23 protein-coding genes are annotated in these 24,726 nt (G+C 70.3%); 8 read left to right on the top strand and 15 right to left on the bottom strand.

Annotated elements, in window-relative coordinates; all coding sequences use genetic code 11:
* The first annotated feature begins 144 nt into the window (after positions 1 to 144).
* Entirely contained in the window at positions 145 to 2,208 is a 2,064-nt protein-coding gene (locus tag Q0Z83_RS30115; RefSeq protein WP_317786610.1) for a DUF4153 domain-containing protein, read from the top strand.
* A 16-nt stretch (positions 2,209 to 2,224) separates the two neighbouring features.
* Here the strand turns inward: Q0Z83_RS30115 and Q0Z83_RS30110 are convergent, their stop codons facing one another.
* From Q0Z83_RS30110 to Q0Z83_RS30100, 3 genes are read right to left on the bottom strand one after another with little or no spacing between them, the layout of a single operon-like run.
* Positions 2,225 to 3,226, bottom strand: coding sequence for an HTTM domain-containing protein (locus tag Q0Z83_RS30110; protein WP_317786609.1), 1,002 nt, complete (start codon positions 3,224 to 3,226; stop codon positions 2,225 to 2,227).
* Entirely contained in the window at positions 3,216 to 3,842 is a 627-nt protein-coding gene (locus tag Q0Z83_RS30105; protein WP_317786608.1) for a DUF5819 family protein, read from the bottom strand. The genes Q0Z83_RS30110 and Q0Z83_RS30105 overlap by 11 nt, the downstream gene beginning before the upstream one ends.
* A 39-nt stretch (positions 3,843 to 3,881) precedes the next feature.
* Positions 3,882 to 4,313, bottom strand: coding sequence for a thiol-disulfide oxidoreductase DCC family protein (locus Q0Z83_RS30100; RefSeq protein ID WP_317786607.1), 432 nt, complete (start codon positions 4,311 to 4,313; stop codon positions 3,882 to 3,884).
* Positions 4,314 to 4,485: 172 nt separating this feature from the next.
* Between Q0Z83_RS30100 and Q0Z83_RS30095 the strand changes: the two genes are divergently transcribed.
* Entirely contained in the window at positions 4,486 to 5,670 is a 1,185-nt protein-coding gene (locus tag Q0Z83_RS30095) for an FAD-dependent monooxygenase (protein WP_317786606.1), read from the top strand.
* Between the two features lie 10 nt (positions 5,671 to 5,680).
* A complete protein-coding gene (locus tag Q0Z83_RS30090) occupies positions 5,681 to 7,360 on the top strand; it encodes a hypothetical protein (protein ID WP_317786605.1) in 1,680 nt (559 codons plus the stop codon).
* 111 nt (positions 7,361 to 7,471) lie between these two features.
* Here the strand turns inward: Q0Z83_RS30090 and Q0Z83_RS30085 are convergent, their stop codons facing one another.
* Positions 7,472 to 8,248 (bottom strand): IclR family transcriptional regulator, encoded by a 777-nt coding sequence (locus tag Q0Z83_RS30085; RefSeq protein WP_317786604.1) that lies wholly within the window; start codon positions 8,246 to 8,248, stop codon positions 7,472 to 7,474.
* Between the two features lie 19 nt (positions 8,249 to 8,267).
* Complete coding sequence (locus tag Q0Z83_RS30080; protein WP_317786603.1) at positions 8,268 to 9,779, bottom strand: sodium:solute symporter family protein; 1,512 nt, start codon at positions 9,777 to 9,779, stop codon at positions 8,268 to 8,270.
* A 203-nt stretch (positions 9,780 to 9,982) separates the two neighbouring features.
* On the opposite strand from Q0Z83_RS30080, the gene Q0Z83_RS30075 reads away from it, so the two are divergent.
* Complete coding sequence (locus tag Q0Z83_RS30075; RefSeq protein ID WP_317786602.1) at positions 9,983 to 10,768, top strand: polysaccharide lyase family 7 protein; 786 nt, start codon at positions 9,983 to 9,985, stop codon at positions 10,766 to 10,768.
* Between the two features lie 20 nt (positions 10,769 to 10,788).
* On the opposite strand, the gene Q0Z83_RS30070 is transcribed toward Q0Z83_RS30075, so the two are convergent.
* From Q0Z83_RS30070 to Q0Z83_RS30030, 9 genes are all read right to left on the bottom strand, one after another.
* Positions 10,789 to 11,682, bottom strand: coding sequence for an IS5 family transposase (locus Q0Z83_RS30070; protein ID WP_317786601.1), 894 nt, complete (start codon positions 11,680 to 11,682; stop codon positions 10,789 to 10,791).
* Between the two features lie 119 nt (positions 11,683 to 11,801).
* A complete protein-coding gene (locus tag Q0Z83_RS30065) occupies positions 11,802 to 12,647 on the bottom strand; it encodes a dioxygenase family protein (RefSeq protein ID WP_317786600.1) in 846 nt (281 codons plus the stop codon).
* A gap of 94 nt (positions 12,648 to 12,741) precedes the next feature.
* On the bottom strand, positions 12,742 to 13,908 hold the full coding sequence (locus tag Q0Z83_RS30060) for a 4-hydroxybenzoate 3-monooxygenase (protein WP_317786599.1): 1,167 nt from the start codon (positions 13,906 to 13,908) through the stop codon (positions 12,742 to 12,744).
* Positions 13,909 to 13,972: 64 nt separating this feature from the next.
* Positions 13,973 to 14,959, bottom strand: a complete 987-nt coding sequence (locus Q0Z83_RS30055) for a pectinesterase family protein (RefSeq protein WP_317786598.1) — start codon at positions 14,957 to 14,959, stop codon at positions 13,973 to 13,975.
* Between the two features lie 123 nt (positions 14,960 to 15,082).
* A complete protein-coding gene (locus tag Q0Z83_RS30050) occupies positions 15,083 to 15,538 on the bottom strand; it encodes a DUF742 domain-containing protein (protein ID WP_317786597.1) in 456 nt (151 codons plus the stop codon).
* Positions 15,535 to 15,963 (bottom strand): roadblock/LC7 domain-containing protein, encoded by a 429-nt coding sequence (locus Q0Z83_RS30045; protein ID WP_317786596.1) that lies wholly within the window; start codon positions 15,961 to 15,963, stop codon positions 15,535 to 15,537. The genes Q0Z83_RS30050 and Q0Z83_RS30045 overlap by 4 nt, the downstream gene beginning before the upstream one ends.
* Before the next feature lie 13 nt (positions 15,964 to 15,976).
* Positions 15,977 to 18,298 carry a sensor histidine kinase gene (locus tag Q0Z83_RS30040; protein WP_317786595.1) on the bottom strand — a complete coding sequence of 774 codons (2,322 nt, stop codon included), beginning with the start codon at positions 18,296 to 18,298 and terminating at the stop codon, positions 15,977 to 15,979.
* Entirely contained in the window at positions 18,285 to 19,367 is a 1,083-nt protein-coding gene (locus tag Q0Z83_RS30035; RefSeq protein WP_317786594.1) for a hypothetical protein, read from the bottom strand. The genes Q0Z83_RS30040 and Q0Z83_RS30035 overlap by 14 nt, the downstream gene beginning before the upstream one ends.
* Before the next feature lie 244 nt (positions 19,368 to 19,611).
* On the bottom strand, positions 19,612 to 21,099 hold the full coding sequence (locus Q0Z83_RS30030; protein WP_317786593.1) for a GGDEF domain-containing protein: 1,488 nt from the start codon (positions 21,097 to 21,099) through the stop codon (positions 19,612 to 19,614).
* Positions 21,100 to 21,236: 137 nt separating this feature from the next.
* Between Q0Z83_RS30030 and Q0Z83_RS30025 the strand changes: the two genes are divergently transcribed.
* Complete coding sequence (locus Q0Z83_RS30025) at positions 21,237 to 21,404, top strand: hypothetical protein (protein WP_317786592.1); 168 nt, start codon at positions 21,237 to 21,239, stop codon at positions 21,402 to 21,404.
* On the opposite strand, the gene Q0Z83_RS30020 is transcribed toward Q0Z83_RS30025, so the two are convergent.
* Positions 21,371 to 22,153: an SGNH/GDSL hydrolase family protein gene (locus Q0Z83_RS30020; RefSeq protein ID WP_317786591.1), complete on the bottom strand. Its 783-nt coding sequence runs from the start codon at positions 22,151 to 22,153 to the stop codon at positions 21,371 to 21,373. The two genes, Q0Z83_RS30025 and Q0Z83_RS30020, sit on opposite strands and share 34 nt — an antisense overlap.
* A 205-nt stretch (positions 22,154 to 22,358) precedes the next feature.
* Between Q0Z83_RS30020 and Q0Z83_RS30015 the strand changes: the two genes are divergently transcribed.
* From Q0Z83_RS30015 to Q0Z83_RS30005, 3 genes are all read left to right on the top strand, one after another.
* Complete coding sequence (locus tag Q0Z83_RS30015; RefSeq protein ID WP_317786590.1) at positions 22,359 to 23,252, top strand: hypothetical protein; 894 nt, start codon at positions 22,359 to 22,361, stop codon at positions 23,250 to 23,252.
* 220 nt (positions 23,253 to 23,472) lie between these two features.
* Positions 23,473 to 24,210, top strand: coding sequence for a hypothetical protein (locus Q0Z83_RS30010; protein WP_317786589.1), 738 nt, complete (start codon positions 23,473 to 23,475; stop codon positions 24,208 to 24,210).
* Between the two features lie 31 nt (positions 24,211 to 24,241).
* Entirely contained in the window at positions 24,242 to 24,679 is a 438-nt protein-coding gene (locus tag Q0Z83_RS30005; protein WP_317786588.1) for a hypothetical protein, read from the top strand.
* Positions 24,680 to 24,726 lie beyond the last annotated feature (47 nt).

The following is a 24,726-nucleotide window of genomic DNA, read 5'->3' as shown; positions in this document are numbered from 1 at the left end:
CGGCGAAACGGGATCGTCCCAACGTAGACGTATTGGCGTGGGCGCCCTACAGTGTGCGGACCGATCAATCGAGGGGGTCCCGTGTCCGAGCCGCCGCCTGAACAACGAAAACCGTCGGAAGCCCCACCACCCCAAGTCCTCGTCATGCCGTCGACGGACGCGATCCCGTCGATCGTCTGGCCGGGCCCCGAGGGCGCGCCCGCCTGGGCGATTCCGGTGCAGATCCCTTCCGGTACGCGGGGGTACGCGCTGTTCGTACCGATGCTGCCGGTGGCCGCGCCGTCGGATGACGCCGCGCCGGCCGCATCGCCGGCCCCCGCATCGCCCGACGTCGCCCGATCCGTGCCGCCCACCGCGGACCCGGCCGCGCCGCAGCCCGCGGTCACACCAGCCGCCGCGGACGCGAAGGCCGCGGACGCGAAGGCCGCCGACGCCACGCCGGCCAAGGGTTCCGACAAAAGCGATGCGCCGGTTGAAGCCGGTAAGGGAGATGTTGCGGCGAAGTCTGGCCCGGCCGACGCGGGAGCGGCCGGCCAGAGCAAGCCCGCACCCTTGGCCCGCCCGTTGGTGACCGGCCAGGAGGCCTCAGCGGCGCAGGGAAGCCCGGCCCCCGGTGCTCCGACTGCGGGCCGGCCGATTCCGGTCAGCCGGGTGGCGCCGTTGACCGGTCCCTACGGTGCCTACGAGCCGCTGCCGCCGTCGACCTGGAGGAAGTTCCGGGACAAGAACTGGCCCGGCCCGAAAGCGGCCCGTGGCCGCGCCGTACCCGCCGGGGTGCTGGCCGGTGCCCTCGGTTTCGTCGTGTTCCTGCCGCTGGGCCGGGTCGGCATCGGCTGGTTCCTGGCCGCGCTGGCGCTGACCGCCGGTGTGGTCGCCGCGGTCCGCAAGGCCGGCGAGATGTCCCGCACCGACCGGTGGACCCGGATCGGCTGGACCGTGTCGGCGCTGGCCCTGCTCCTGGTTCCGGCGTTCCGGAACGCCTGGTGGCTGGTGACGTTCAGCGTGCTCGGCGCGCTGGGCTGCGCGACCCTGGCGATCGTCGGCGGCAAGCAGATCAGGTCGATCCTGTTCAGCCTGTTCGCCGCACCCTACGCGGCGTTCCGCGGCCTCCCGTGGGTTCGCGACCACCTGCAGTCCTCCGGCCGTAACCCGGGGATGGCCGGCCGGGTGGTGTTCTCCGCGGTCCTGACGATCGTGATCCTGCTCGTCTTCGGCGGCCTGCTGTCCTCGGCCGACGTCGCGTTCTCGGCGCTGCTCGACGACGTGGTGCCGGACTTCGAGATGGGCCATGTCTTCGAGTGGCTCTTCCTGGCCGCCGTCGGTGGCCTGCTCGCCGTCTCCGGTGTCTACACGCTGTCGGCACCGCCCGTCACGTCCGGTCTGGACACCCCGGGCCGCGGCCGGTTCGGCCTGGTCGAGTGGGCGCCCGCCTCGTCCGCGCTGGTGCTGTTGTTCGCCGGTTTCGTCGGGGTCCAGTTCACCGTCCTGTTCGGCGGATCCCGGCACGTGCTGGAGACCTCGGGCCTGAGCTACGCCGAGTACGCCCGCAGTGGTTTCTGGCAACTCGCGGCGGTCACGCTGCTGTCATTGGGGGTGCTCGCGGCGCTGGCCCGGTGGGCGAAACGGGACCAGCGGATCGAGCGGGTCCTGCTGCGGGTGCTGCTCGGTCTGCTGTGCGCGCTGAGTGTCGTGATCGTCGCGTCCGCGCTGTCGCGCATGTGGGCGTACCAGCGGGTCTACAGCTTCACCGGCGAGCGGATCTTCGTGATGTCGCTGGAGTTGCTGCTCGGTACGGTGTTCGTGCTGATCGCGGTGGCCGGAATCAGCTGGCGGGGCCGGTGGATCCCGCAGGCCACCGTGGGCCTGGCCGTGGTGATGCTGCTGGGTCTGGCGGTCCTCGACCCGGAGGGTTACGTGGCCAGCCGTAACGCGGTCCGCTACGAGGCGACCGGCAAGATCGACGCCTGGTACCTGCGGGCGCTCTCGGCCGACGCGACCCCGGCGCTGACCAGGCTGCCCGATCCGGTCCGGCGGTGCACGCTGAGCTGGATCGCCGACGACCTGAAGGAGCCCGACCCCTGGTACGCGTGGAACCTGGGCCGGGCCCGGGCCCGGGAGGCGCTGAAGAGCCTGGGTGCGGACGCGGTCGGCAATCAGAAGGACTGCCGCCGCGCCGACCAGTTCGACCTACCCAAGACCCGCCGGTGAGATGGGCCCGGCTCCGTCACACCGACGGGGCCGGGTCCCGCCGCAACAACCGCCGGCCGGTGCGGAGGGCCCATCGGTAGAAGCGGTCCGGCAGGAAGACCAGATCCGACAGGACCATCACCGCGGAGAACATCGGCAGCGCCATCAGGAAGGCGATGCCCAGGTGCATGCCGATCAGGATCGGCAGCACGACGTACTTCAGCTTGCTGAACAGGCTGAACGGGAAGGCCACCTGCACCAGTACGGTCATGTAGCAGGCGAGCGCGATCATGATGTGGTGGCTGTCGAGGAAGTCGGACAGCGCCGGCCACGGCCGGAACAGGTCCTGTTTGAAGACGTAGTGCAGGGCCGTTCCGTCGCCCCATGTCTCGCCCTGCACCTTGTAGAGACCGGCGGCCCCGTACAGGACGCACATCTGGGCCATCATCACGAAGAGCCCGCAGTTGTGCACGACGGTCACCACGAATTCGCGGAAGCCCGGCCGTGGCTCGGCCGTCCCGGTCCGCCGCGCGTCGAGGGACCATCGTCGCCCGCACGCCGTGAACATGATGTACATGGCCATCAGGACCATCAGGTTGTCGCCGCCGTCGCTCATCAGCACGGCGCGTGAGTAGAACGAGACCACCGCGACGGCGAACAGCACCGACATGATCCGGGTGTGCCAGCCGAGCAGGAACAGCACGCTGATCAGGATCGCCCCGACGTAGCACATCTCGAAGTACCACGGGTCGTCGGAGAGCGTGAGGAGACTGAACCCGCCGTTCTCGGCGAACATGCGACGGGCCAGGTCGGGACTCCAGGCCGCGTCGGGTCCCCAGATCATGTGCCGGTTCGGGAACTCCCGTAACAGGATGATCGGGAACAGCAGGCCGTACCCGATGCGGAGGAACGCGGTGGCGTACAGCGACAGCGGTCGTTCGGTGAGGAGGCCGTAGAACCTGTCGAAACGACTGGGTGTCTTGCCCTTCTCGTCCGGCGTCGGTGCCGGTGCGACGAGGGGCGTCTGGTCAACTGCCATCGGACGTCACATTCCACCAGGGCAGGATCCTGGTAACGGGTTCGGCCGAGCCGGTCTCCGAGGTGTCGCCGGGCACCGTGATCGGTTCCGTCACGACCTTCAGGCGGATCACCTGGAACGGCTGCGGGCTGAGCGGGGTGGCCCGCTGCACGGCGATGTTGCGCAGGTACTCGGCCCGGATCTGCGCCCATTCGTTCTCGGACACGTCACTGTCGCCGTGCGCCCACTGGTAGGCGCTCCACGCGCGGCGGAGCATGCTCTGGTTCGTACGACTCGGGTAAGGGTTGTGGGTGATCGCGGCGTCGTCGGCGGCGGTGATGTCCAGCCAGTCGCTGGTGCCGTGGCCGCCCTCCGGTGTGTCCCAGCCGGTGCGCGCGTAGATGTACGTCCGGGTGGGTTCCGGATTGGGCGCGAAGAGCAGCCAGTTCTGCTCGAAGTACGGGTTGATCCAGGCGTCGATCTGCTCCTGGTAGCGCTGGGAGACCGGGTTCGACGGCGCCACGTGCAGGAACACCAGCAGCACGTGGGCCAGGGCGGCGGTCGCGCACAGACCGGCGACGGCCCCCTTGGCCAGGCGTAGCCGCTTGTCGTCGAGTTCTCCGTACCGTTGCCGCACTTGGGTTTTCCGCCTTCCATCGGGTTTACCGCCCGATGGTCAGCCCAAATCAGTGATAAACGGCGTAATACGTTCTTTCGGCGGCGTGTCGATCATCCGGTTCCGCTCCGCCTGTGGCAGGGAGCAGGCGGCGGTGCCGCCGGGCAGCATGTGCCGGTGCCGGGAGATCCAGCGGTACGCCGGCCAGGCCAGCAGACGCACCGGCGTCCACTGCAGCGCCGCCCCCGGCACCTGCCACATCCGACCGGCGTCCCGCAGCAGCAGCGCGAACGCATCCGGCCCGGCCGCCCGGGTGTCGCCCACCCACTGCACCGCCTGCTCACACTCGTCGCTGGTGAGACCGAGCGCCCCCAGGTCGGTGAACTGCCACGGGACCAGGCGGGCGCGGGTCGGGATCCGGCGCTCGATGAACCGGGCGCAACTGCTGCAGAACGCGCAGTCACCGTCGTAGACGAAGGTAGGCGTGGCCATGCCGGGGACTTTATCCCTTTTGCGGTACGGATACCCGCAGCCGGAAGCGTGAAATCGGTCGGATGGCTCTGGTGGATTTCCGACACACCGTCGTCGCCGACCTCCACCGGATCGGTGCCGGCCGGGACAGCTCGCCAGCGGACCGGATGATCAACACGCCTACAGTCGCGGTATGACGGAGAGAGTCGCGGCGATCATCGGGGGCGGCATCGGCGGGCTGGCGACCGCGGTCGCGTTGCGGCGGGTCGGCTGGCGGGTCACCGTGCATGAACGGGCGCCCGCGTTCACCGAGGTCGGCGCCGGCATCTCGCTGTGGCCCAACGCGCTGCACGCCCTGGACCGGCTCGGCCTGCTCGACGAGGTGCGGAAACGGTCCGAGAGGGAGGTCGCCGGCGGTGCGAAGGACCTCCGCGGCCGCTGGCTGACCCGGGTCACCTCGGCCGAGCTGGAACGCCGATTCGGTCACCCGGTAGTCGTGCTGCACCGGGGCCGGCTGCTGGAGGCGCTGCTCACCGCACTGCCGGACGAGGTCCTCCGTCCCGGCGAAACCGTGACCGACCCACCGGACGCCGATCTCGTGGTCGCCGCCGACGGCCTGCGCAGCACGATCCGGTCCCGGTTGTGGCCGAACGTCCGGCCTCGATACGCGGGACACACCGCCTGGCGCATGGTCACCCGCCCGCTGCCACCCCTGGGCGAGGGCGCGGTGCTGTGGGGTCGCGGCGAGCGATTCGGTTACGCCCCGCTTCCGGGCGGCGCCGTCTACTGCTTCGGAACGGCAACGGTCCCGGAAGGCAGCTCAGCCGCCCCCAAAGGCGGCGCTGCCATCCCGGAAGGCAATGCGGTCGTTTCGGACGGCGGCGCGGCGGGTCCTGGTGGCCCGGTCCCCGTTTCGCTGGCCGCCTCCGAGTTCGCCGAGGTGGTGCGCCGATTCGGTGGCTGGCCGGACCCGATTCCGACATTGCTGGACGGCGTCGATCCCGAGGCGGTGCTCCGGCACGATCTCTACGACCTGCCGCCGCTGCCGTCGTTCGTGCACGGGACGACGGTGCTGGTCGGCGACGCCGCGCACGCCATGACCCCCAGCCTCGGCCAGGGCGGCTGCCAGGCGCTGGAGGACGCGGTGGTGCTGGCCGACTGCCTGGCCGGGGACGTCGACACGGCCACCGGCCTGGCCCGTTACGACGCGCTGCGCCGCCCTCGCACGCAGGCGGTCGTGACCCGTTCGGCCCGGCTCAACACGATCGGCCAGATCGCCTGGCCCCCCGCGGCCGCGGCCCGGGACCTGCTGGCTCGCCTCGTGCCGGCCGAGGCGGTGCTCCGGGGCATGACACCGGTGATCGGCTTCCGCGTGTGATCATGTCCGCGTGCCGGACTGGACCTATCACCCGCTCCGCCCGATCACCGCACGCGTCCTCGGTCGGCAGCGGTCCCAGCGTGCCGCGTTGCACCTGCTGGCGACGCTGACCGCCCGGCCCTTCGGGGCACGGGCGGTGGCGGCGGTCTTCGCCCACCCATCGGCACCACCCGGCCTGGCCGCCCGGCTGGGCGCCACGGTGCCGGTCCGGCACGCGCGAGACGCGATCCGCGCCCTTCCCGTACAGGGCGCTGGTCTGATCGAAATCGGTCCGGTGACGATGGCCGACGTCCCGGCCGTGCGCGCGGCCACCACCGGGCGCCGCTGCCCGGTCTGGGCCCGGACCGCCGATCCGGCGGTCGCCGCTGCCCTCGAACCATACGTCGACCACGTCCTCACCGAACAGGCCGCCGAGGACGCGGCGGAGACCGCCGCGGGTGGGGTGAAGGCTGATGGGGGTGCGGCGGCGGCCGGTATGGGTGCGGCGGAGGGCGGTAGGGGGACGGCGGGTACCGGTATCGGGACGGCGGGTACCGGTATGGGCGCTGGGCAGCCCGGTATGGGCGTCGTCGGTCCCGGCATCGTCCGTCTCACCGATCCGGCCGTGGCGGGGGCGCGGCGGGCACTGGCCGACCCGGACGCGATCGTGCTGGCCACCACGGAGGTGCTGGTCGCCGCCGGACCGGGCTGGTTCCAGCGGGTCATCGAAGCCGAGACGCCGACCGAGTCCGCCCCCGGCCCGCGCGACGCCGGGACGGATCCGCGCCGCTGGCCGGCCTGGATCTGGGGCCTGCTGGTCGGCCTGGGGATGATCGGTGCCGGGATCGGCGCCGCGCTGATCACCCTGGGCCCGGTGCTGCTCTGGTACGACAACGACTACCTGGGCATGCGCCGCGAACAGCTCGCGGCTCTGAACGAGCGTCTGGTCCCGTTCCTGCAGCACGACCGGATCACCATGTCCGGCACGATGATCGCCATCGGAGTCCTGTACGCCGGTCTGGCCTGGGGTGGCCTACGGCGGGGCTGGCCGTGGGCCCGGACGGCCTACCTGCTGTCCGGCGCGGTCGGGTTCCCCAGCATCCTGTACTTCCTGGGGTCTGGCGGTTTCGTCGAGCCGTTGCACGCCGCGGTGACGATCGTGCTGGCCCCGATGTTCGTGCTGGCGGTGGCGCGCCGCCCGGACACCCCACGATGGACGCTGCTCCCGGACGGCCCGGAGCCGGACCGCCGCCGCGCCCTGACCGGTCAGCTCCTCATGATCGTCACCGGGGTGGGCCTGCTGATCGGCGGTGTGGTGGTGTCGGTGGTCGGCCTGACCGACGTGTTCGTCACCACCGACCTCGGTTTCCTGCGCACCCACGCCGATCCGCTGCGGCACGCGAACCCCCGCCTGCTGCCGTTCGTGGCCCACGACCGAGCCGGTTTCGGCGGCGCCCTGATCGCCGCCGCGCTGGCGGTGATCACCCTGAGCATGTGGGGCTGGCGGCGAGGCGATACCTGGGTGTGGTGGACACTGGCCGGTTCGGCGGCGGCCGGTTTTCTGCCGGCCGTGGCGGTGCACATGGTGATCGGCTACACCGACCTCGTACACCTGGCGCCGGTCTACATCGGCATCGCGCTGAGCCTCACGGCGCTGACGCTGTCCCGCCGTCACCTGTGCGGGAGGCGACCGGCGGAAGCCGCACTGTAACCGCCGACCGTCCGAAAACGCCGGCGGAGCGCCCTGCGGAAGCCCCCCGAAAACGCCCGGCAGACTGACGGTGGGCAGGCCGCCGTGAAAAGACGCCGACGGCGGCCGCCGCTAAAGGGCGGGCGGTGTGACGGCGGCCGGGGCGGATGCCCCGAGGGCGGCCGACACCTGACGGGCCGCCGCGATCACCTCGGCCGCTCGTGCCTCCACCCCCGCCATGTCCATGTCGAGCGCGAGAGTGGAGATGGAGATCCCGCCGAGCACCTGCCCGGTGTGGTCGAAGACGGCCGCCCCGACGCAGCGGATCCCCGGCTCGTTCTCCTCGTCGTCGATCGCGTAGCCCACCGCCCGGACCCGGGCCAGATGCGTGAGCAGGTCCTCTTCGCTGGTGAGCGTGTTGGGTGTACGCCGCGGCAGCCCGGTGCGCCGGCTGATCGCCTGCACCTCGGAGTCGCTGAGCTCGGCCAGGATCGCCTTACCGATGGCCGTGGTGTGCAGGGCGAGGCTCATCCCGACCCGGGACGGCATCTGATAGGGCCGCCGCCCCTCCTGCTTGTCGACGTAGACCGCCTCGTCGACGCTGCGGATCGCGAAGTGTGTGGTGAACCCGGTGGCCTCGCAGAGCGCGTGCAGTGCGCCGGACGCCTGCCGGGCCGGGTCGAACCGGTGCATGACCCGCCCGGCCAGGGTGAGGATCCGCGGCCCGGGCTCGTAGCTGCCGAGCCCGTCGGGACGGGCGAATCCCCAGGTGACCAGTGCTTGGAGGATGCGGTGCACGGTCGACTTGGAGACGCCCGTCGCGACGGCGATGTCGGTGACGCGGTGGTGCTCGGCCAGCGCTTCGAGCACCGCCAGCGTCTTGTCGATGGAACTGCCTTCCCTCACCACGAGGTCAGCCTACTGGTCGTTATCGGGCCGGCCGGCCTTCCTCGACGGCCACCGCATCGACGGCCGGATCGGTCTCCAGCGAATCGATCAGGGTGTCACGTTCGGCGGTGCGCTCCGGCCGGAGCAGGCCGATCGCGACGTACAGCACCAGGGACGTGACCAGCGGGACGCCGACCACCATGGTCTGACTGGTCTCCTCCATGATCCATTTGACGACGACCCAGACGCCGAGGCCGGCCGCCCACGAGACCAGGGCGGCGGTCGGGCCACTGCGCCGGAACCAGGGGAGCAGTCCGAGCATCAGCGGGATCGAGATCGGTCCCATCGTGGCGGCGACCAGGTCGACCACGATCTTCAGGACCACGCCCTGGCCCTCGGTGCTGATCGCGATGACCATGCTGATCACCACGAAGGTGAACGTGGTGACCCGGGCGAAGGTCAGCTCGGCCCGTTCGCTGAGGTTGCGCACCGCCCGGACCAGCACCGGCGCGATGTCCCGGGTGACCACCGACGAGATCACGTTGGCGTCCGAGGAGACCATCGCCATGGTGTGCGAGAAGAAGCCGGCCAGTACCAGGCCGATCACACCGGGCGGCAGCAGGGTCTTGGCCAGTTCGACGTACGCCTGCTCGGCGTTGGCCAGACCGGGCACGATCAGCGGCGCCGCGAACATCGGTAGGAACAGGATCAGCGGCCAGACCAGCCACAGCCCGCTGGACAGCAGCGCGGACCGTTTCGCGGCCGAGCCGGACGGCGCGGCCATGTAGCGCTGCGCCAGGTTCCACATGCCGCCGTTGTACTCGAACGTCTTGATGAAGAGCAGGGCCAGGAAGAACGTCATGGTGTACGGCCCACTGAACGGATCGCCGTGCCCGTCCGGCAGGTCGCCCCACATCGTCCACAGTGCCGACACGCCGCCGAGGTGGGCCAGGAACGCGAAGAACATCGCGATGCCGGCCACGGCCTGGATGACGAACTGCCCGAAGTCGGTGAGCACGTCGGCCCAGAGCCCGCCGAGGGTGATGTAGACGAGCGTGACGACGCCGGTGATCAGGATGCCCCAGATGATCGGCACGCCGGCGAACCCGCGCAGCAGGATCGAGATGGCCACCCACTTGGCCGCGATGTCGACCACCTTGAGCAGCGCCCCGCTGTAGGCGAGGGCCTGCTGGGTGGGCAGGTTGTAGCGGCGGGCCAGGTACTCCAGCGGGGACGCCACCCCGTGCTTGGAACGCAGCCGGTTCCAGCGGGCGGCGAAGACGAACGCGCCGATGCCCACGCCGAGACCGATGGTGAGGGCCCACCACACGTACATGGCGAGGCCGTAGTTGTAGGCGACGGCGGCGAAGGCCACGAACATGACCGCGCTGTAGCCGGACATGTGATGCGAGATGCCGGCCAGCCACCAGGGGATCCGGCCTCGTGCGGTGAAGAAGTCGGCGACGTTGTGCACGCGGCTCTTGGCCCACAGGCCGATGCCGACCATCACCAGGAAGTATCCGCTGAGTATTGCCCAGTCGAGCGCGGTCACGTGAGCTCCCCTCCGGTGCATGACACGCGTTACAGGGACGTTTCGTGCACCGGATGTTCTGCTACATGGAACACCTTGTCAATACATGGAACACAGTGATCGCAGTCTATGAAAGAAGGGTCGGGGTCTTGTGTGTCAATCGTAAGGATGGTTATCTGTTAACCGTCTTGCCGATTCCCCCGACGGTAGCGAGGTCATCCCCCATGCAGCGACGCACCGTGCTCGCCCTCTCCCTGTCCACCGCCGCGGCCGGCGCTCTCGGTGCCCTCGGCATCGGCAGTGCCTCGGCCGCGACGCTCGACCCGAGCCTGCCGCCCGGCGGCAACTTCGACCTCTCGGTCTGGTCGCTCCAGCTGCCCACCGGTTCGCCCGGCAGCCCCGACACCATCTCTCCGGGGCAGCTCAAGGGCGCGAACGGCTACTCGAACCCGTCCTTCTTCTGGACCGACAAGAACGACGGTTCGATGACGTTCTGGGCGCCGGAGAAGGGCGTCACCACGCCGAACTCGAAGTACGCCCGGTCCGAGCTGCGCGAGATGAACGCCAACGGCAGTGCCGCGAACTGGACGCTGGCCGGAAACCACACACTCAGCGCCCAGCTGCGGATCGTTTCGGTGACGAAGAACGTCGCCGTCGGGCAGGTCAAGCTCGGCACCGGCGGCACGTCCACCAAGCCCCTGGCCGAGCTCTACTACCGCCCGAACGGCGACATCTACTTCGGCACCCAGAACTCACCGGACGCCAGCGGCCAGACCCTGCACAAGGTCGGCACCGTGGCGCTCGGCACGAAGTGGACCTACGTCATCAACGTCAACGGCAACAACCTCAGGCTCACCATCAACGGTACGACCACCGCGTACACGATCCCGTCGGCCTTCAATCCGTACCGCCAGTACTTCAAGGCGGGTTCCTACAACCAGTCGTCGTCGGAGAGCACCACCAACGGCGCGAAGGTGAAGTTCTACAGCCTGACCGTCAAGCACGGCTAGGCCGCGTTTCGTAAAAGCCATCAAAGCCACTGGTTGATGACGGCGATGGTGACGGTGGCTTCGAAACGGACGGCGAGTTTGTCGTACCGGGTGGCCATCGCCCTGTTCTGTTTGAGCTGGTTGATGCCGCACTCCACGGCGTGACGCTGCCGGTAGACGACCGGGTCGAACGCTGGAGGACGCCCGCCCTTGGAGCCTTTGGCTTTGCGGTGGGCGTCCTGGTCGGCCTTGCTCGGGATGCACACCCTGATCTTGCGGCGGCGGGCATAGCCGCGATTGCCTTTGCTGGTGTACGCCTTGTCTGCCAGGACCAGATCCGGCCGGGTCCGGGGCCGGCCACCATCGACCCGATAGACCTTGATGCGTTCGAGGACCGTGATGAATTGCGGGCTGTCACCCCGCTGACCAGCGGTGATCACCGTCGACAGCGTCTTACGGCCCTGTTCGCAGGCCAGGTGGGTCTTGGTGGTGAACCCGCCCCGGGACCTGCCCAGAGCATGATCGGCGGGTTCGGTGAACACCCCACCCGGCGGTTCCTTCTGCAGGTCACCGTCGTGACGGGCGCCGGCGGCATGCTGATGGGCACGGCTGATCGTGGAGTCGACGCTCACCGCCCATTCGATGTCGCCGGCGGCGTCGGCCCGGGTCTGGAGCCGGGCCAGGATCCTCGCCCAGGTCCCGTCGCGCTGCCAGCGCCGGAACCAGCGATACAGCGTCTGCCAGGGCGCGTACACCTCGGGCACGTCCCGCCACGGGGTTCCCGCCCGGACCCGCCACCGAATCCCATCGATGATCTGCCGTTTCGTCCATCGTGGCGGACGACCCCTTGCCGGCTCCGCAGGCAGTGCCGGTTCCAGCACCGCCCACTGAGCGTCGGTGAGATCGTGTCGCCTCGCTGCCGCTACGCTGGGCACGAGGTCTCCGGTGGTTCAGGTTTGCTTGGTCGCTAACCCGTTTACCGGAGACCTCACTTCGTATCGACAACCGCCACGCCGAGACCCGTCACACTTCGACCGCACTTACGAAACGCGGCCTAGGCGGACGCCGACGGGGACGGTGACGTGGACGGCGGCGGTCCGGGCGGAGGGCCACCCGGGCCGCCGGGGCCGCCGCCGCTGTCGTCGTCGCCGACCTCGGTGTCCGACAGGTCCAGGCCGATCGCGAACCGGGCCGTCCAGCCGCCGCGTACCCGGCGCGGCGACAGCAGCATCTGCTCTCCGGCCGCCAGGTAGATGAAGTCGGTGGCGTTCGTGGTGTCCGGGGTGCCCTTGGCCGCATACGGTTCGGTGGCCAGGAACGCGCTGTTGAAGGTGTCGGTGAAGAACAGCTGGGACGTGAACTCGTACGGATTGCCGTCCGTCCCGATGGTTCTGATCTTGAGGTGGAAGTGCACGGTCCGGCCCTGGTACCAGCCGGGCAGTACGGTGACGAACCGGACCCGCCCGCACTCGTCGCTGACCTGGTATCCGCGCAGGAACGTGTGACCGACCGAGTCGTTCGCCGCCTGGTCCGAGTAGACCCCGTAGGCGTCGCAGTGCCAGAGGTCGACGATCGCGCCGGGCAGTGCGCTGCACGCGCCCGCGGCGATCTGGAGCACGTCGAGGTCGAGGGTGAACCGGGTGCCGTCGGAGATCGTGCCGTCCAGGGTGTCGACGCGGATGTCCGAGCGCTCCAGCCCCTCGTCGACGTAGTACGGCCCCTCGGTCATCTCCGGTTTCGCCACGCAGTCGACACTCGTCGCCACCGGGGCGGCGGTCGTCCTCGTGGCGGCCTGCGCGGCCGTCCCGGCCACCGCCAGGCCGGTGCCGGTCAGCGCGAGTAGGGCGAGCGCGTGCCTGCGGCTGAGCACGCGGCCGACGGGTTCGTCGTCGTTGTCCATGGATCCTCCTTGTGGGATGGGACCCGGCAGACGCTAGAAATCGATGCTCATAAATGACTCAAGGATGCCTGTGTCTGAGCTGTGCAAGCCCTGATCAAGGCGCGACCTCGGTGCCGGCCATCAGATCGGCGAACGCGGCGGCGGCCGGTGGTGACCGGAACAGCCGGTCCAGGCGGGCCAGGGCCAGTTTGCGGCGGAACGCGCCGGACGGCGAGTCGTCGCCCGCGTCGTGCACCATCTCCGCGTACCACCGGGAGAACTCCTGGTAGTCCCAGGTCCGGCGCAGGCAGGTGGCCGAGTAGCCGGTGAGGCCCTCGCCGTCGATGATCGCCCGGGCCAGCACGTACGCGTCGGCGATCGCCAGGTTCATGCCCTTCGCGCCCATCGGCGTGATGATGTGCGCCGCGTCGCCGACCAGGAACATCCGCCCCCACGACATCGGCTCGGCCACGAAGCTGCGCATCTCCACCACTTCGCGGCCGGTGATCGTGCCGGCCGGCAGGCTCTCGTCGCCGAGCCGCAACCGCAACTGCTCCCAGGTGTGCTCGTCCGGCCACTGCCGCGGGTCGTCGCCGGGCTGATACTGCAGATAGAACCGGCTGGCGTACGGGCCACGGGCGAACTGGGCGGCGAACCCGTACCGGCTGACCGCCATCAACGGGTAACGCGGGGCGGGGGAGTCGGCGAGCACCGTGTACCACCCGATTCCGTGGTCGAAGGAGTAGGTGGACAGCTCGCCCTCCGGGATGCTGCGCCGGCTCACCCCGTGGAAACCGTCGCAGCCGGCCACGTACTCGCAGGTCAGCTCGTGCTCGGTGCCGTCCGTATCGCGGTAGGTGACGCGGGCCCGGTCGCCGTCGAGGTCGTGCGGGGTCACGTCGGCCGCCGCGAACCGCAGGTCGCCGCCGCCGTCCAGGAAGGCGCCGATCAGCCGCTGGACCAGCATCTGCTGCGGTACCAGCCGGCTCGGCCGGCCACCGGCGAGCGCCGGGACGTCGAGCAGGCGGGGCACCCCGTCGGTGCGGATCTCCAGCAGCGTCTCGACCGGCCCGCCCGCGGCGACCGGTCCGTCCAGGCCGAACTCGGCGAAGATCTCCCCGGCGCGGTGGTCGATGACGCCGGCCCGTTGGCGCCCTTCGACGTACTCCCGATCGCGCATCTCCAGCACCACACAGCTCACGCCGCGCCGCTGCAGGAAGTTGGCCAGCGACATCCCGGCGGGCCCCGCCCCGATGATCACGACCGTGGTGTCCGCCGGCATCGCGCCTCCCTGTGACGTCAGTCCACAGAGGATCCTAAGGGCGGATGCCGGCGGATCGATCGTCCTACTGGACGGGGTTCCAGCCGTCCGAGCCGGCCAGGTACTTCTGCGCGGTGTAGTTCGCCGCTGTCGACGCGCTCATCTGCGGCCGGTCCGAGGTGCCGTTGGTCGCACCCGCGCCGGTGTTGCCGTACTCGTTGAACCGGCACGTCTTCCAGGACCAGCCGCTCATGTCCTGCCAGGCGCCCGCCTGCCGGACGTGGCTGCCGATCGTCGACTCCCGGACCAGCACCTGGCCGATCGCGTCCGAGGCGTTCCCGGCGTGCCAGCAGCGGCCCAGCGCGACCGTCTGCGCGGCGGCCGAGCTCTTCAGCGTGGAGCGGGTGATCAGGAAGCCGTACGGATTGCCGTCGTCGGTCGCGGCGGCCGTGATGTAGCCGTTGTTCGAGCTGCTGCCGATGTTCAGCGACTCGATGGTGGTGCTGTCGATGACCACCGCGCCGTTGCCGTAGATGAAGTCGACCGCACCGGAGATGTAGGACTTGTAGACGTACTGCCGGATCTGCGACGACCCGGTGCCGCCCCACGACAGGAACGTGTCCTGATAGCCCTTCATCTGCACGTTGCGGTAGACCTGCCGATCCCCGGCGGCGTACAGGGCCAGTGCCTGACTGCCCGCGCCGTACGTGTTCTGCATGGTCAGGCCCTTGATCGTGCTGTTCGGAGCCAGGTTGTAGACGGTCGCGCTGCCCGCGGTGCCGGCGGTCGACTGCGGCTTGTTCCCGGTGATGATCACATCCCCGGAGTTGCCGGTGGCCCCCTGGATGGTGAGCCCCGACTTGCTCGCCGGGATCTGCACCTGCCCCTGGTAGGTGCCGGCCTTGACGGTGATCACCCCGCCGGTGGACGAGGCGGCGATCGCGGCCTGGATCGTGGTGTAGTTCCCGGACCCGTCGGCGGCGACGGTGAACGAGGTGGCGGCGATCGCCGGTGCGGGGGCGGCGATCAGCCCGACCGCGAGGACCACGGCCGCGGGGACGGAGCGTTGCATGGGGGACGTCCTTTCCTCAGCAGGTCGCGGCGATGGGGGATGCGACCTGTAGGTAAGCGCTTTCCTGAACGGTGCGTCCGACGGTAGGCCCGACATAGTCGAGTGTCAATGAGCCGGGTGGGGTCAGGAGAGCGCGCGGAGTCCCTGCATCACACGCAGGATGGTGTCGGCGGACATCGGGGTCAGGGTGTCGATGACGTGCACGTCCAGGTATCCGGCCGCACGCAGGTCGGCGACCAGGATCTTCGTGACCCCGAGGTGCAGGCGCAGCCGGGCCGAGATCTCCGCGACCGACACCGGCTCGACGCACAGTTCGACGATCGCCTGCATCTCCGGCCCGAGCGAGGTCAACGGCAGCCGACCGGTCCGTGGATCGTACGGCCGGAGAGTGACCTGGGTTTCCAGATCGATCTCCGGGTCCACCGCGCTGACCCGGCCCGCGGTCAGGATGAACGGGCGCAGCGACGCCTGGCCGGCCGGCGGCCGGTTCGGGGACCCGGCCGGGGCGGCGCCGGCCGGGTTGGCCCGAAGATACGGTGGGATCCTTCCGATCGACTCGGGGTCCGGCGCGCCGCTCAACTCTGCACTGCGCTTTTCAGTTCGGCGATCAACCCGGGCGTCAGCGTCGCCCCGGCCCGGGTCCCGAAGAGCGTCATCTCGTACGCCACGGTGACCAGATTGGCCGACCGGCTCGCGACGACGCCCAGCGCCGAGCCCCGGCTGATCGTGGTGATCACCAGATAGCCCTCGGCGATGTCGACCACGACCCGGTTCAGCGCGCCCAGCCGGTACCACTCGGAGGCGCCCGCGGCGAGACTCGCCATCCCGGACACCACGGCGGCCAGGCGATCCGAGTCGGCCCGCTCCCGCTTCGAGGACCGGGCCATCAGCAGGCCGTCCGAGGAGACCACGACCGCCTCCTGCACCCCGGCGGTCCGGCTGGCGAACGAGCCGAGCAGCCAGTTGAAGGTCTTCACCTCGGCACTGAGCTGAGTACTGTCCATGGTGGAGCCTTCTTCACTGTCGGGGGTGTGTTGAGGTTTCGTGCAGCGCTTGCGCCACGCCCAGCTCCAGCTGCTCGACGAGCAGGCGGGCCGCGTCCGGGTCCGGCCCGGTCGCCGGGTGCGCGACCAGTGGCGCGGCCTCGGCCGGCGCCAGCTGGGCGCCCGGGATCCGCCGCCGCAGGCCACCCACCGAGGTGGGGGCGGACGCCGGTGGGGGTGCGGGCGCCGGTGGCGCGGGTGGTGGCGGAATCGCGGCCGGCGGCGGGGCGGACGGCAGCTGCCGGGCCACGTCGAAGCCGTTCCAGGTGATCGGGTCGCTCATCACGTCGCTGACCCGGGAGATCGCCTCCCGTACGGTGGACCGTTCCGGACCGCCCCCGTGCGCCCCGTGCGGCACCGGCATCGGCATCGGCATCGGGACCTCGACCGGCCTCGGCCGTTCCAGGCCCGGCGGCCGGCCCGCGACCGGCTCGCCGACGAGCATGTCCCCGGCCAGCAGGACGCTGCCGATGGACACCTGGACGGTGACCCCGCCGCCGGGGGTGTGCGACAGGGCGACGTTCATGCCGTGCCGTCGCGCCAGCCGGCCGACCACGAACAACCCGAGCACCTGGGTCGGCACGAGGTCGAGCCGCTCGCGGCGGGCGATCCGGGAGTTCTCCTCGGCGAGTCGGTCGTCCAGCATGCCGATGCCGTGGTCGGCGATGGTCAGCCGGGCACCACCGGGCACCGCCCGGGCGGCGACCGTCACCCGGGTGTGCGGCGGGGAGAAGACCGTCGCGTTCTCCAGCAGTTCGCCGCAGATCAGCACCAGGTCGCTGACCAGCGACGGCGCCACCAGCAGTTCGAGGGGGACGTCCACGTCGACGCGGGTGTAGTCCTCGATCTCGGCCAGCGCCAGCCGGGCCACGTCGATCAGCCGGACCGGCGAGGAGTGGCTCTCCTCCCGGTCCGCCCCGGAGATCACCACGAGACTGTCGGCACTACGGCGCAACCGGTTGGCGATGTGGTCGAGCCGGTACAGCTTCGCCAGCCGGTCCGGGTCGGTCTCCTCGTTCTCCAACTCGTCGATCAGGTCCACCTGACCGCCGACCAGGTTCTGGGTACGCCGGCCGATGTGCCCGAACATCTCGGCCACGTTGCGCCGGCTGAGGACCTGACGTTCGACCAGCTGCGAGGCGGTCCGCTGGACTCGGGCGAAGACCCGGGCCAGGTCACCGATCTCGTCCTGGGCGTCCAGGTCGAGGACCTCCATGCGGACCGGCTCGATGGTCTCGGCCTCGTCGTCGGCGATCCGCCGCAGCTCCGTCTCGCCCGCCTCGGCCACCCGTTCGGCGGCGCGGCCGAGCCTGGTCAGCGGCACGGCCACGGCCCGGGCCACGGTGGCCACCAGGACCAGGACCACGAGAAGAACAAGGACCACGAGCAGACCGGTGCCGTACGCGATGGTGAGCTGTTCCCGGCGCTGCTCGGCGACGGCCGCCGTGACGTCGTCGACCACCCGTTTCTTGGCGAAACCACCGAGGATGCTGAACGAACGCAGTTGCGGGAAGAGCCGGTCCAGTGGCAGCGCCGTCATCGCGGCCGCCGGGTCGTCGGCGAACCGGGTTTCGAAGTCCTTGCCGACCCGCTCCTGGAACGCGGCCGTCACCAGCTCGTACAGCTCCTGCTGGCCCGGCGTGGCGTAGTCGGCGAACTGATCCAGGTAGGTCTGGAACCGTGCGCTCTCCTCGCGGTACTCGACCGAGTACCGGCCGATGCCGCCGGCCGCCATCATCGCCAGCAGCATGGTGCTGTCGTTGGTGGACTCGTCGATCCGGAACAGGGCGTCGAGCGCGATGAGCTGCCGTCCGGCGGCGGTGCCGGCGTCGGCCTCGTCGGCCAGCGCGAGCGAGTCGATGATGCTGTCCAGCACCAGGTCGAACTCGGCGATGACGATGTCCGGCTGGATCGACCGGTCGCGGACCCGTTGCCGGACGTCCTCCAGACCGTCCACCCGGCCGATCTCGCCCCGCAACCCGGACGTCAGCCGGTCGCCCAGGTCCCGTTGCACCTCGCGGACCCGGTCGGTCACCGCGGCGGTCTGCAGCGCCAGGTCGTCGGCGTCCACGACGTCGAGCAGGAAGCCGACCGAGAGCAGCCGCTCGCGCTGCACGTCCTCCACCAGCGGGCCGACCCGGCCGGCGATGGTCGCGACGGTGTCGATCTCGTTGGCCTTCGCGGCGTCGTTCACCAGGCTGCGGATCACCGGCACCACCAGCGCGACCATCGCCAGCAGCGGGATGATCACCAGCAGAATCAGTTTCCCGCGGATGCGGAGCCTACTGAGGAACACTGACCCGCCCCCACCGTTCGCGCTCCGACTCCAGCTCCGGCACGGCCACCGGTTCCGGTCGTGGTGGCCGGGTGCCGCGGGACCGGGTGGCCAGGGCCAGCCCGGCCGGCACCAGGGCCAGCAGCACCGAGACCACGAAGATGCCGGAGGCCAGCAGAAGGCGCTGGTCGAGCGCGGAGATCCGGTCCTGCAGTCCGATGTCGATCTGGCTGAGCAGCGCAGCCGACAGGTCTGCCGCGGCGGCCTGCATCTCGTCGCGCCGCTGGGTGACCTGCTCGGTGTCGGCCCCCTCGCGTCCGGACATCAGCGGCATCAGGTTGTCGACTGCCCGGTTGAACCGGTCGAGCCGACTCAGCAGCGCGCTGCCCAAGCTCTCACTGCCGGTGCCCTCGACGGCCAGCCGGACGTCGTCGGAGAGGTCCCGGGCGTTACCGGCCAGCGACGAGCCGGCCGTGCTGATGTCGATGAGCGTCGAGGCGCGGTCGGCCGCGGCCAGCCCGGGCAGGCTCACCAGCAGATTCGTGTACCTGGTGGCGGCCACGATGCTCTCCGGGAGTTCCTGGGCGGCGCCGTCACCGAGGTAGAAGAGGTCGGCGTCCGGGTCGCGGACCAGTTTGGAGCTGTTCCGGACCTTGTCCATCAGTGCCAGCAGCAGGTCGTTGACCGTGCCGTACGCCGCGATGGTCTCCGTCTTGTCCGCCTCGGCGGGCAGCGCCTCGATCTTGGCGCGCAGGCCCGCCCACCGGTCCTGGGTGCTCAGCCGTTCGCCGAGCTCCCGGTCGACGGCGGCGACCGCGTCGACGGCCCGGGTCAGGTCCTCCGGTTTGGCGGGGGTGCCGGTGACCGCGGCCGAACCGGCGTTGGTGAGGGCGATCTCCAGTGGCCCGAGAGCCTGGATGTACCGGACGCCGTCCCGTTCCAGCTCGGCGAAGTCGGACTGTTCACCGGTCGACTGCCACACCATGGCGAACAGCGCCGTCACCGACATGGCCAGAAGAATCGGGAGCAGCAGCCGCGTCACGGCGCCGATCGGCCGGCCACGTTGGTGCTGGCGTGTTCTGACGGTCATCTTTCGCTCGCTCTCCGGACAGCGTCGGAAGCGAGTGCCGCGCGTTGCCCTTGAACAGACCACAGGTTCGTCGGGTGAACGTACGACTACAGGACCGCGCGGAGTGACGGCGACTCGACCGAAAGTCACGCCGTATCGGCTGATAGATGAAAACGTTCGGGTGCCAGTGAGGTTTGTCACTTTCCAACGGATCATGACAGGCGTACGGTGGCGCACTCCAGCTATGAGCAGGGGAAACAGTGTTTCACCGACCCGGGGAGTCCTCCGCCGCGGCGAGTCCCGGATGCCACGCCTGCCATCCGCTGCCCCGTCGCTTCAGGTCGTACATGGCGATGTCCGCGCGATGCAGCAGAGCGTCCGAGGTGAACTCGCCGGGTTCGCTGACCGCCAGCCCGATGCTTGCCGACGCGCCCATCGGCCGGCCGGCCACCACGAACGGCCCGGCGACGGCCCGGCTCACCCGCTCCGCCACGGCGACCGCCTCGGCCTCGTCGGCGATCGGGCGTACCAGCACCGCGAACTCGTCACCGCCCAGCCGGCCCACGAGGTCGCTGTCGCGTACCGCATCCCGCATCGCGGCCCCCGCCGCGACCAGGAGCCCGTCGCCCACCTGATGCCCCAGCGTGTCGTTGATCTGTTTGAAGCCGTTGAGGTCGACGAGCAGCACCGCCACGCGTCGGCCGTGCCGGGTGGCCCGGCGCAGCGCGCGGGACAACTCCCGGTGCAGCCGGGCCCGGTTGGCCAGACCGGTGAGTGGATCCGTCTCGGCGGCCTCGGTGATCTCCTCCTGCACCACCAACTGCCGCAGGACGGCCAGGCCGGTGATGCCGGCACCGCCGAGCACCAGCCCGGCCCACGGGAACACCCGCTCCTCCTGGAGCGCGGCCGTCGTCAGGAGCCCGTAGCCGAGGCCGATACCGAGGAACGGCAGCTTGCCGCCGAGGCCCGGCCGGACACCGTCGGCCGTGGTCACCGGCCGGACCGCCTGCCGCCACAACTCGACCGCGGCACACGACAGCAGGAAGTGCGTGGTGAGCCAGACACCGAAGTCGAACGCGGTGCGGTCGAACACGGCGACGTGCGCCTGGACGTACCCGAGCCGCACGTCACCGGCCAGGATCGCCAGGCTCGCTCCACCGAGCATCGCGAGGGTGCGACGGGAGACCTGGCCGGCGCCCCGCAGCAGCACCCGGGCCAGGCCGAACAGCACGAGCAGATCGGCCACCGGATAACAGGCCGCCGCGAGGACCAGCCCGGCCGAGACCTGCTGCCGCTCGATCGACGGCCCGATGATCAGATACCAGAGCAGCATCGAGGCGCCGGCCGCCACGGTGCCGGCGTCGAGGAGGGTCTTCCACCGTTCGCGCCGGGCCGCAGCCCGCAGCGGGGCCAGCATCAGCGCCCCGAAGAGCACGAGCATGACGGCGATGTGGAGGACGTCGCCGAGCTGCGGGAACGCCTTCGTGCCGGTCGCCGTGAAGGTGAGCGAGACGGCGAGGGTCAGCCACATCCCGGCGGTGACCACCCGGGCGAAACGGCGGGTGGGCCGGTCGAGGCCCGGAGCACGCGACGCCCGTACGCCGAAGACCACCCCGGCCACATCGAGCAGGAGCATGGCCGGTCCGGCGATCCGTTCGACCGTGCCGACGCCGGTGGCCGCCGACGTGACGACCCCGATCATCGCCGCGGCGTAGACCGCGGTCAGGGCCGCCATCAGTCTCGTCCCGGTCAAGGACAGGCCTCTCGCCTCGACATTCCCGCCTGTCTGCCCATTCGGCGGGGTGTCACGACTTCTGAGCCGGGGCGGATTTGTCCGTCCCCTGAGTCCGACTTGAGGCTGTGCTGAGACTGCGATCGCAAGCTTTCGGCATGACTTCTTCGCAGCTCACCGCCACCGCCCGGACCGACGGAACCGCCGGTCGGCGCGCCGCAACCGAGACCGAGACGGGTATCAAGGCCCTGTGGGAGCCGTTGCTCGAACTGCTCAACGGCTCCCCGGTCGCTCAGCCGGCCGCTCCGGTGAAGGCGGGCAGGTAGCCGTACCGATAGCCGTTGTTGTTGGGGTGGTAGGAGTTGGTGGCGGGGATGAGGGTCACGCCGTTGAGGTACGGCGTCGACGAGCACACCTCGTGGCCGGAGAACTCGTCGCGCACCTCGGAGTAGACGAAACCGGCGGCCTCGGCACGCTCCTGGATCTTCGCGTCCAGCGTGCGGGCGCCGTCGTTGATCGCCGCCTGCTTGGCCGTGCTGAGCGTGCAGCCGGTGGCCGGCGTGGCGTAGATCAGCGGGTACGACAGCACCACCACCTTGGCGCCCGGCGCCTTCGCCTTGATCGCGGCGTAGGTGGCGTCCAGCTTGCCGCCGAGGGTGCTCGCCGCGTACGCCTTGGCCTCGTTGACCTTGGCCACGCACCCCGAATCGGTGCTGGTCCAGCAGGTGAGCAGGGTCGAGGTGAAACCGACGTCGTTGCCGCCGACCGTGATGCTCACCAGGTCGGCCCCGCTGCTCAGACTGGGGATCTGGCTGCTGCGCACATCGTCGGTGGTGGCGCCGGTGCAGGCCAGGAACTGGAACGAGGCGGGACTGTTCTGGGCGGCCCAGAGCGGACCGTAGGCGTTGTTGCTGCGCAGACACGACCCGGACTGCCCGCTCGCGCCGACCCCTGAGGAGTAGGAGTCGCCGAGCGCGGCGTAGTCGATGCTGCTCGCCGCCTGAGCCGGGGCGGCGAGCCCCAGTGCCAGGACGGACGTGGTGACGAGACAGGCGAGGGGGGTAGCCCTACTCATCGGTGGCCTCCGATAGCCGTAGCGGTAGTTACCGGAGAGTAGATTTCGGTCCCGAGAAAAAGAACAACGTGAATTTCTTGTTACCGCCACCTACCATGATCTGTTCCCGCCTCGCCGTGTCGATCCGGTGGGGCGGCACCTCGACCGGGAGAATTCCCCTATATGTCCGTAAAGCGGGCAGGTGGAGAGTTCGGAGGGCCGGAACATGACCGTCGATCACAGCAGCGCTCGCGGCACCCGCACGGTGGCCGTCGGGGTGCACGAGGACGCCCTCCCGTCGGTGACCCGGGAGCGTTACCCGGCGGCCCGGTTCGGCCGCGAGTTCATTCCGCCACTGCCACCCGGAAAAGAACCGGGAAAGGTGTTCGAACGCATCCGTGACCTGGCCCTGCCGTGGCGTGACGGCGGTGTCTACATCTCCTACAAACCGGCGCCCGGTGAGGTGGCGGCGGGGGACTGGACCCGGGTCCATCGCGACATCGGCCGGTGGCTGGCCGACCACCCGTGGGTCCGGATCATCGTGCACCACGAGCCGGAGGGCGGCCGTGACCGCCTGGACGGCGCGACCTTCCGTGCCGTCTTCGCCCGCTCCCGGGACGAGATCAAGGCCGGCTGGGCGGGCGCGCGGGTGGCGTACTGCGCGATGGCCTACCAGTGGCGGCCCAGCGGCCGGGCCGCCCAGGCGCCCGGCCAGTGGCGGCGGGTCGAGGCCGACGAGTACCTGTGCGACGTCTACTCCGGAATGAACGAGAACAACGGCGCGTTCCCGGCCCACCTGATCCTGCCCGAGCACCCGGGCTACACCGGCTGGTTCGACACGATCGTCCGGCCACGGTTGCGCGACGGAGTGACGTACGGCCTGGCCGAGCGGGGTTTCATGGGCGACGACCGGGTGCGGGCGGACACCATCCGCCGGGAGTCGGCCTGGCTGGATCGGGCCTTCGAACGCTTCGCGGCCACCGGCGATCCGGCCGACCGGCCGCCCACCGTCTACGTCGCCTGGTCCACCCCGGGAGCCGAGGGTGACAAGGCCTGGGTGCTCACCGACGACTCCCGGGCCGCCATGCGCGAGCTGACCGGCGCCCTCGCCCGGCACTGACCCGGCGCGGCCCGGCGGCACAGCTCTGCCGGGCCCCCGGTCCCCGGTCGTCTCCCTCCGAAATGGAGTGATCGCCGTTCATCGACGGTGTTGACATCGCTCGCTCGTCGAGGATGCGACGAGAAATCTCCGCCTACCAGGGTCAGGTCGTCCACCGGGCCGACCTGTGGACCGCCGAGACCAAGGTCGCCGACTGCGCGGTCGCGGCGCCGGCCGAGGTGTGGCGTACCGGCCCGGTCACCGACCGGACCACCTGGCGCCGGCGAAGGACCTCGAACTCGTCGCTCAGCGCAACCTCGGCAAGGGCGTCGTCTGCCCGGGCGCCTACCTGACCGTCGAGGCGGCCGATCTGGTCTCGGCGGCCCTCGCCCGCCGGGAGAAGACCATCACCTTCGGGGTACGGCTGGCGGCCTCCGCCGAGAGCGACCCGAACGCCTGGCGCTCCCTGCGCCCGCTGAACCTGAGCATGTCCACCAACCACCTGCCGACCGTCAGCGGCCTGCGCCTGCGCTACCCGGACCGGCCGTGCGGCACGATCACCGACGCACCGGTCGCGGGTGGGCTCGCCTATTTCACCGCGAACACCGCCGACGCCGACCCGTCGTCCTACCCGACGACCACGTTCGCGATCTGGCCGGTCGACAAGCCGGAGGAGCGCACGCCCATCGGGAGCGGGAGCGGGGCCACCCCGGTGGTGAGCACGAACCTGCGCTCGTACGCCGACGGCACGGTCCTGGCCTGGAGCGCACAGGCCGCCGACTACGACGACCAGGGCGAGTGGGGCGAGACCTGCTACCTGAGGATCGACAACACGGCGCCCGCCGCGGAGCCGGCGATTCTGCCGCGGAAGTACGTCGAGACCGAGTACCCGGGTTCCGGCGGTTCGGGTGTGGCGGGCGTCTTCGTCCTGGATCGGCTCGAAGACCAGGCAGATCTCGGTCAGCGACGCGCCGGGTGAACGTGAACGTACAGGTAGGCCACCACGCCCGGTGAGCTACCGCTACCACTGGGGCTGGTTCCCGGAATCGCCGCAGACCGTCGACGCCGCGCCGGACGGTTCGGCGACTGTCGCCTGGACCCCGGAGTACCCGACCTATGAGATCTTCAACGTGGTCGCGATCTCCCGGGACGGCGCCGAGTCGGACGCCCGCCGGCTCTACGTCGAGATCGTCGACCCGGTCGTCGACTACTACGGCTCGTGGAACGAGTGGAGCCCGAACGGCGGGGTGGGCGTTCCCGGCCGGCTCGGTTTCAGCGGCGCCGAGGTGGCGGCGGGCACGGTCACGGCCGACGCCACCGGGGCGGCCGAGGTCCGCTTCACCCCGGCGACGGCACACACCTGGCACACGCTGACCGTCACCGGCCACACCGCTGACGGCACGGCGACCCAGACCGTCAGGTACGGATTCGGTTCCAGCCGGGGCTGACCCCGAGCCGCGTCGGCCGGTGACCGAACCGGCCGGCGCGGCTCGGG

The sequence above is a fragment of the Actinoplanes sichuanensis genome (genome assembly GCF_033097365.1).
GTDB lineage: Bacteria > Actinomycetota > Actinomycetes > Mycobacteriales > Micromonosporaceae > Actinoplanes > Actinoplanes sichuanensis.
The sequence above is the reverse complement of the archived record's forward strand: the minus strand, read 5'-3'. Positions and strand labels throughout refer to the sequence as shown.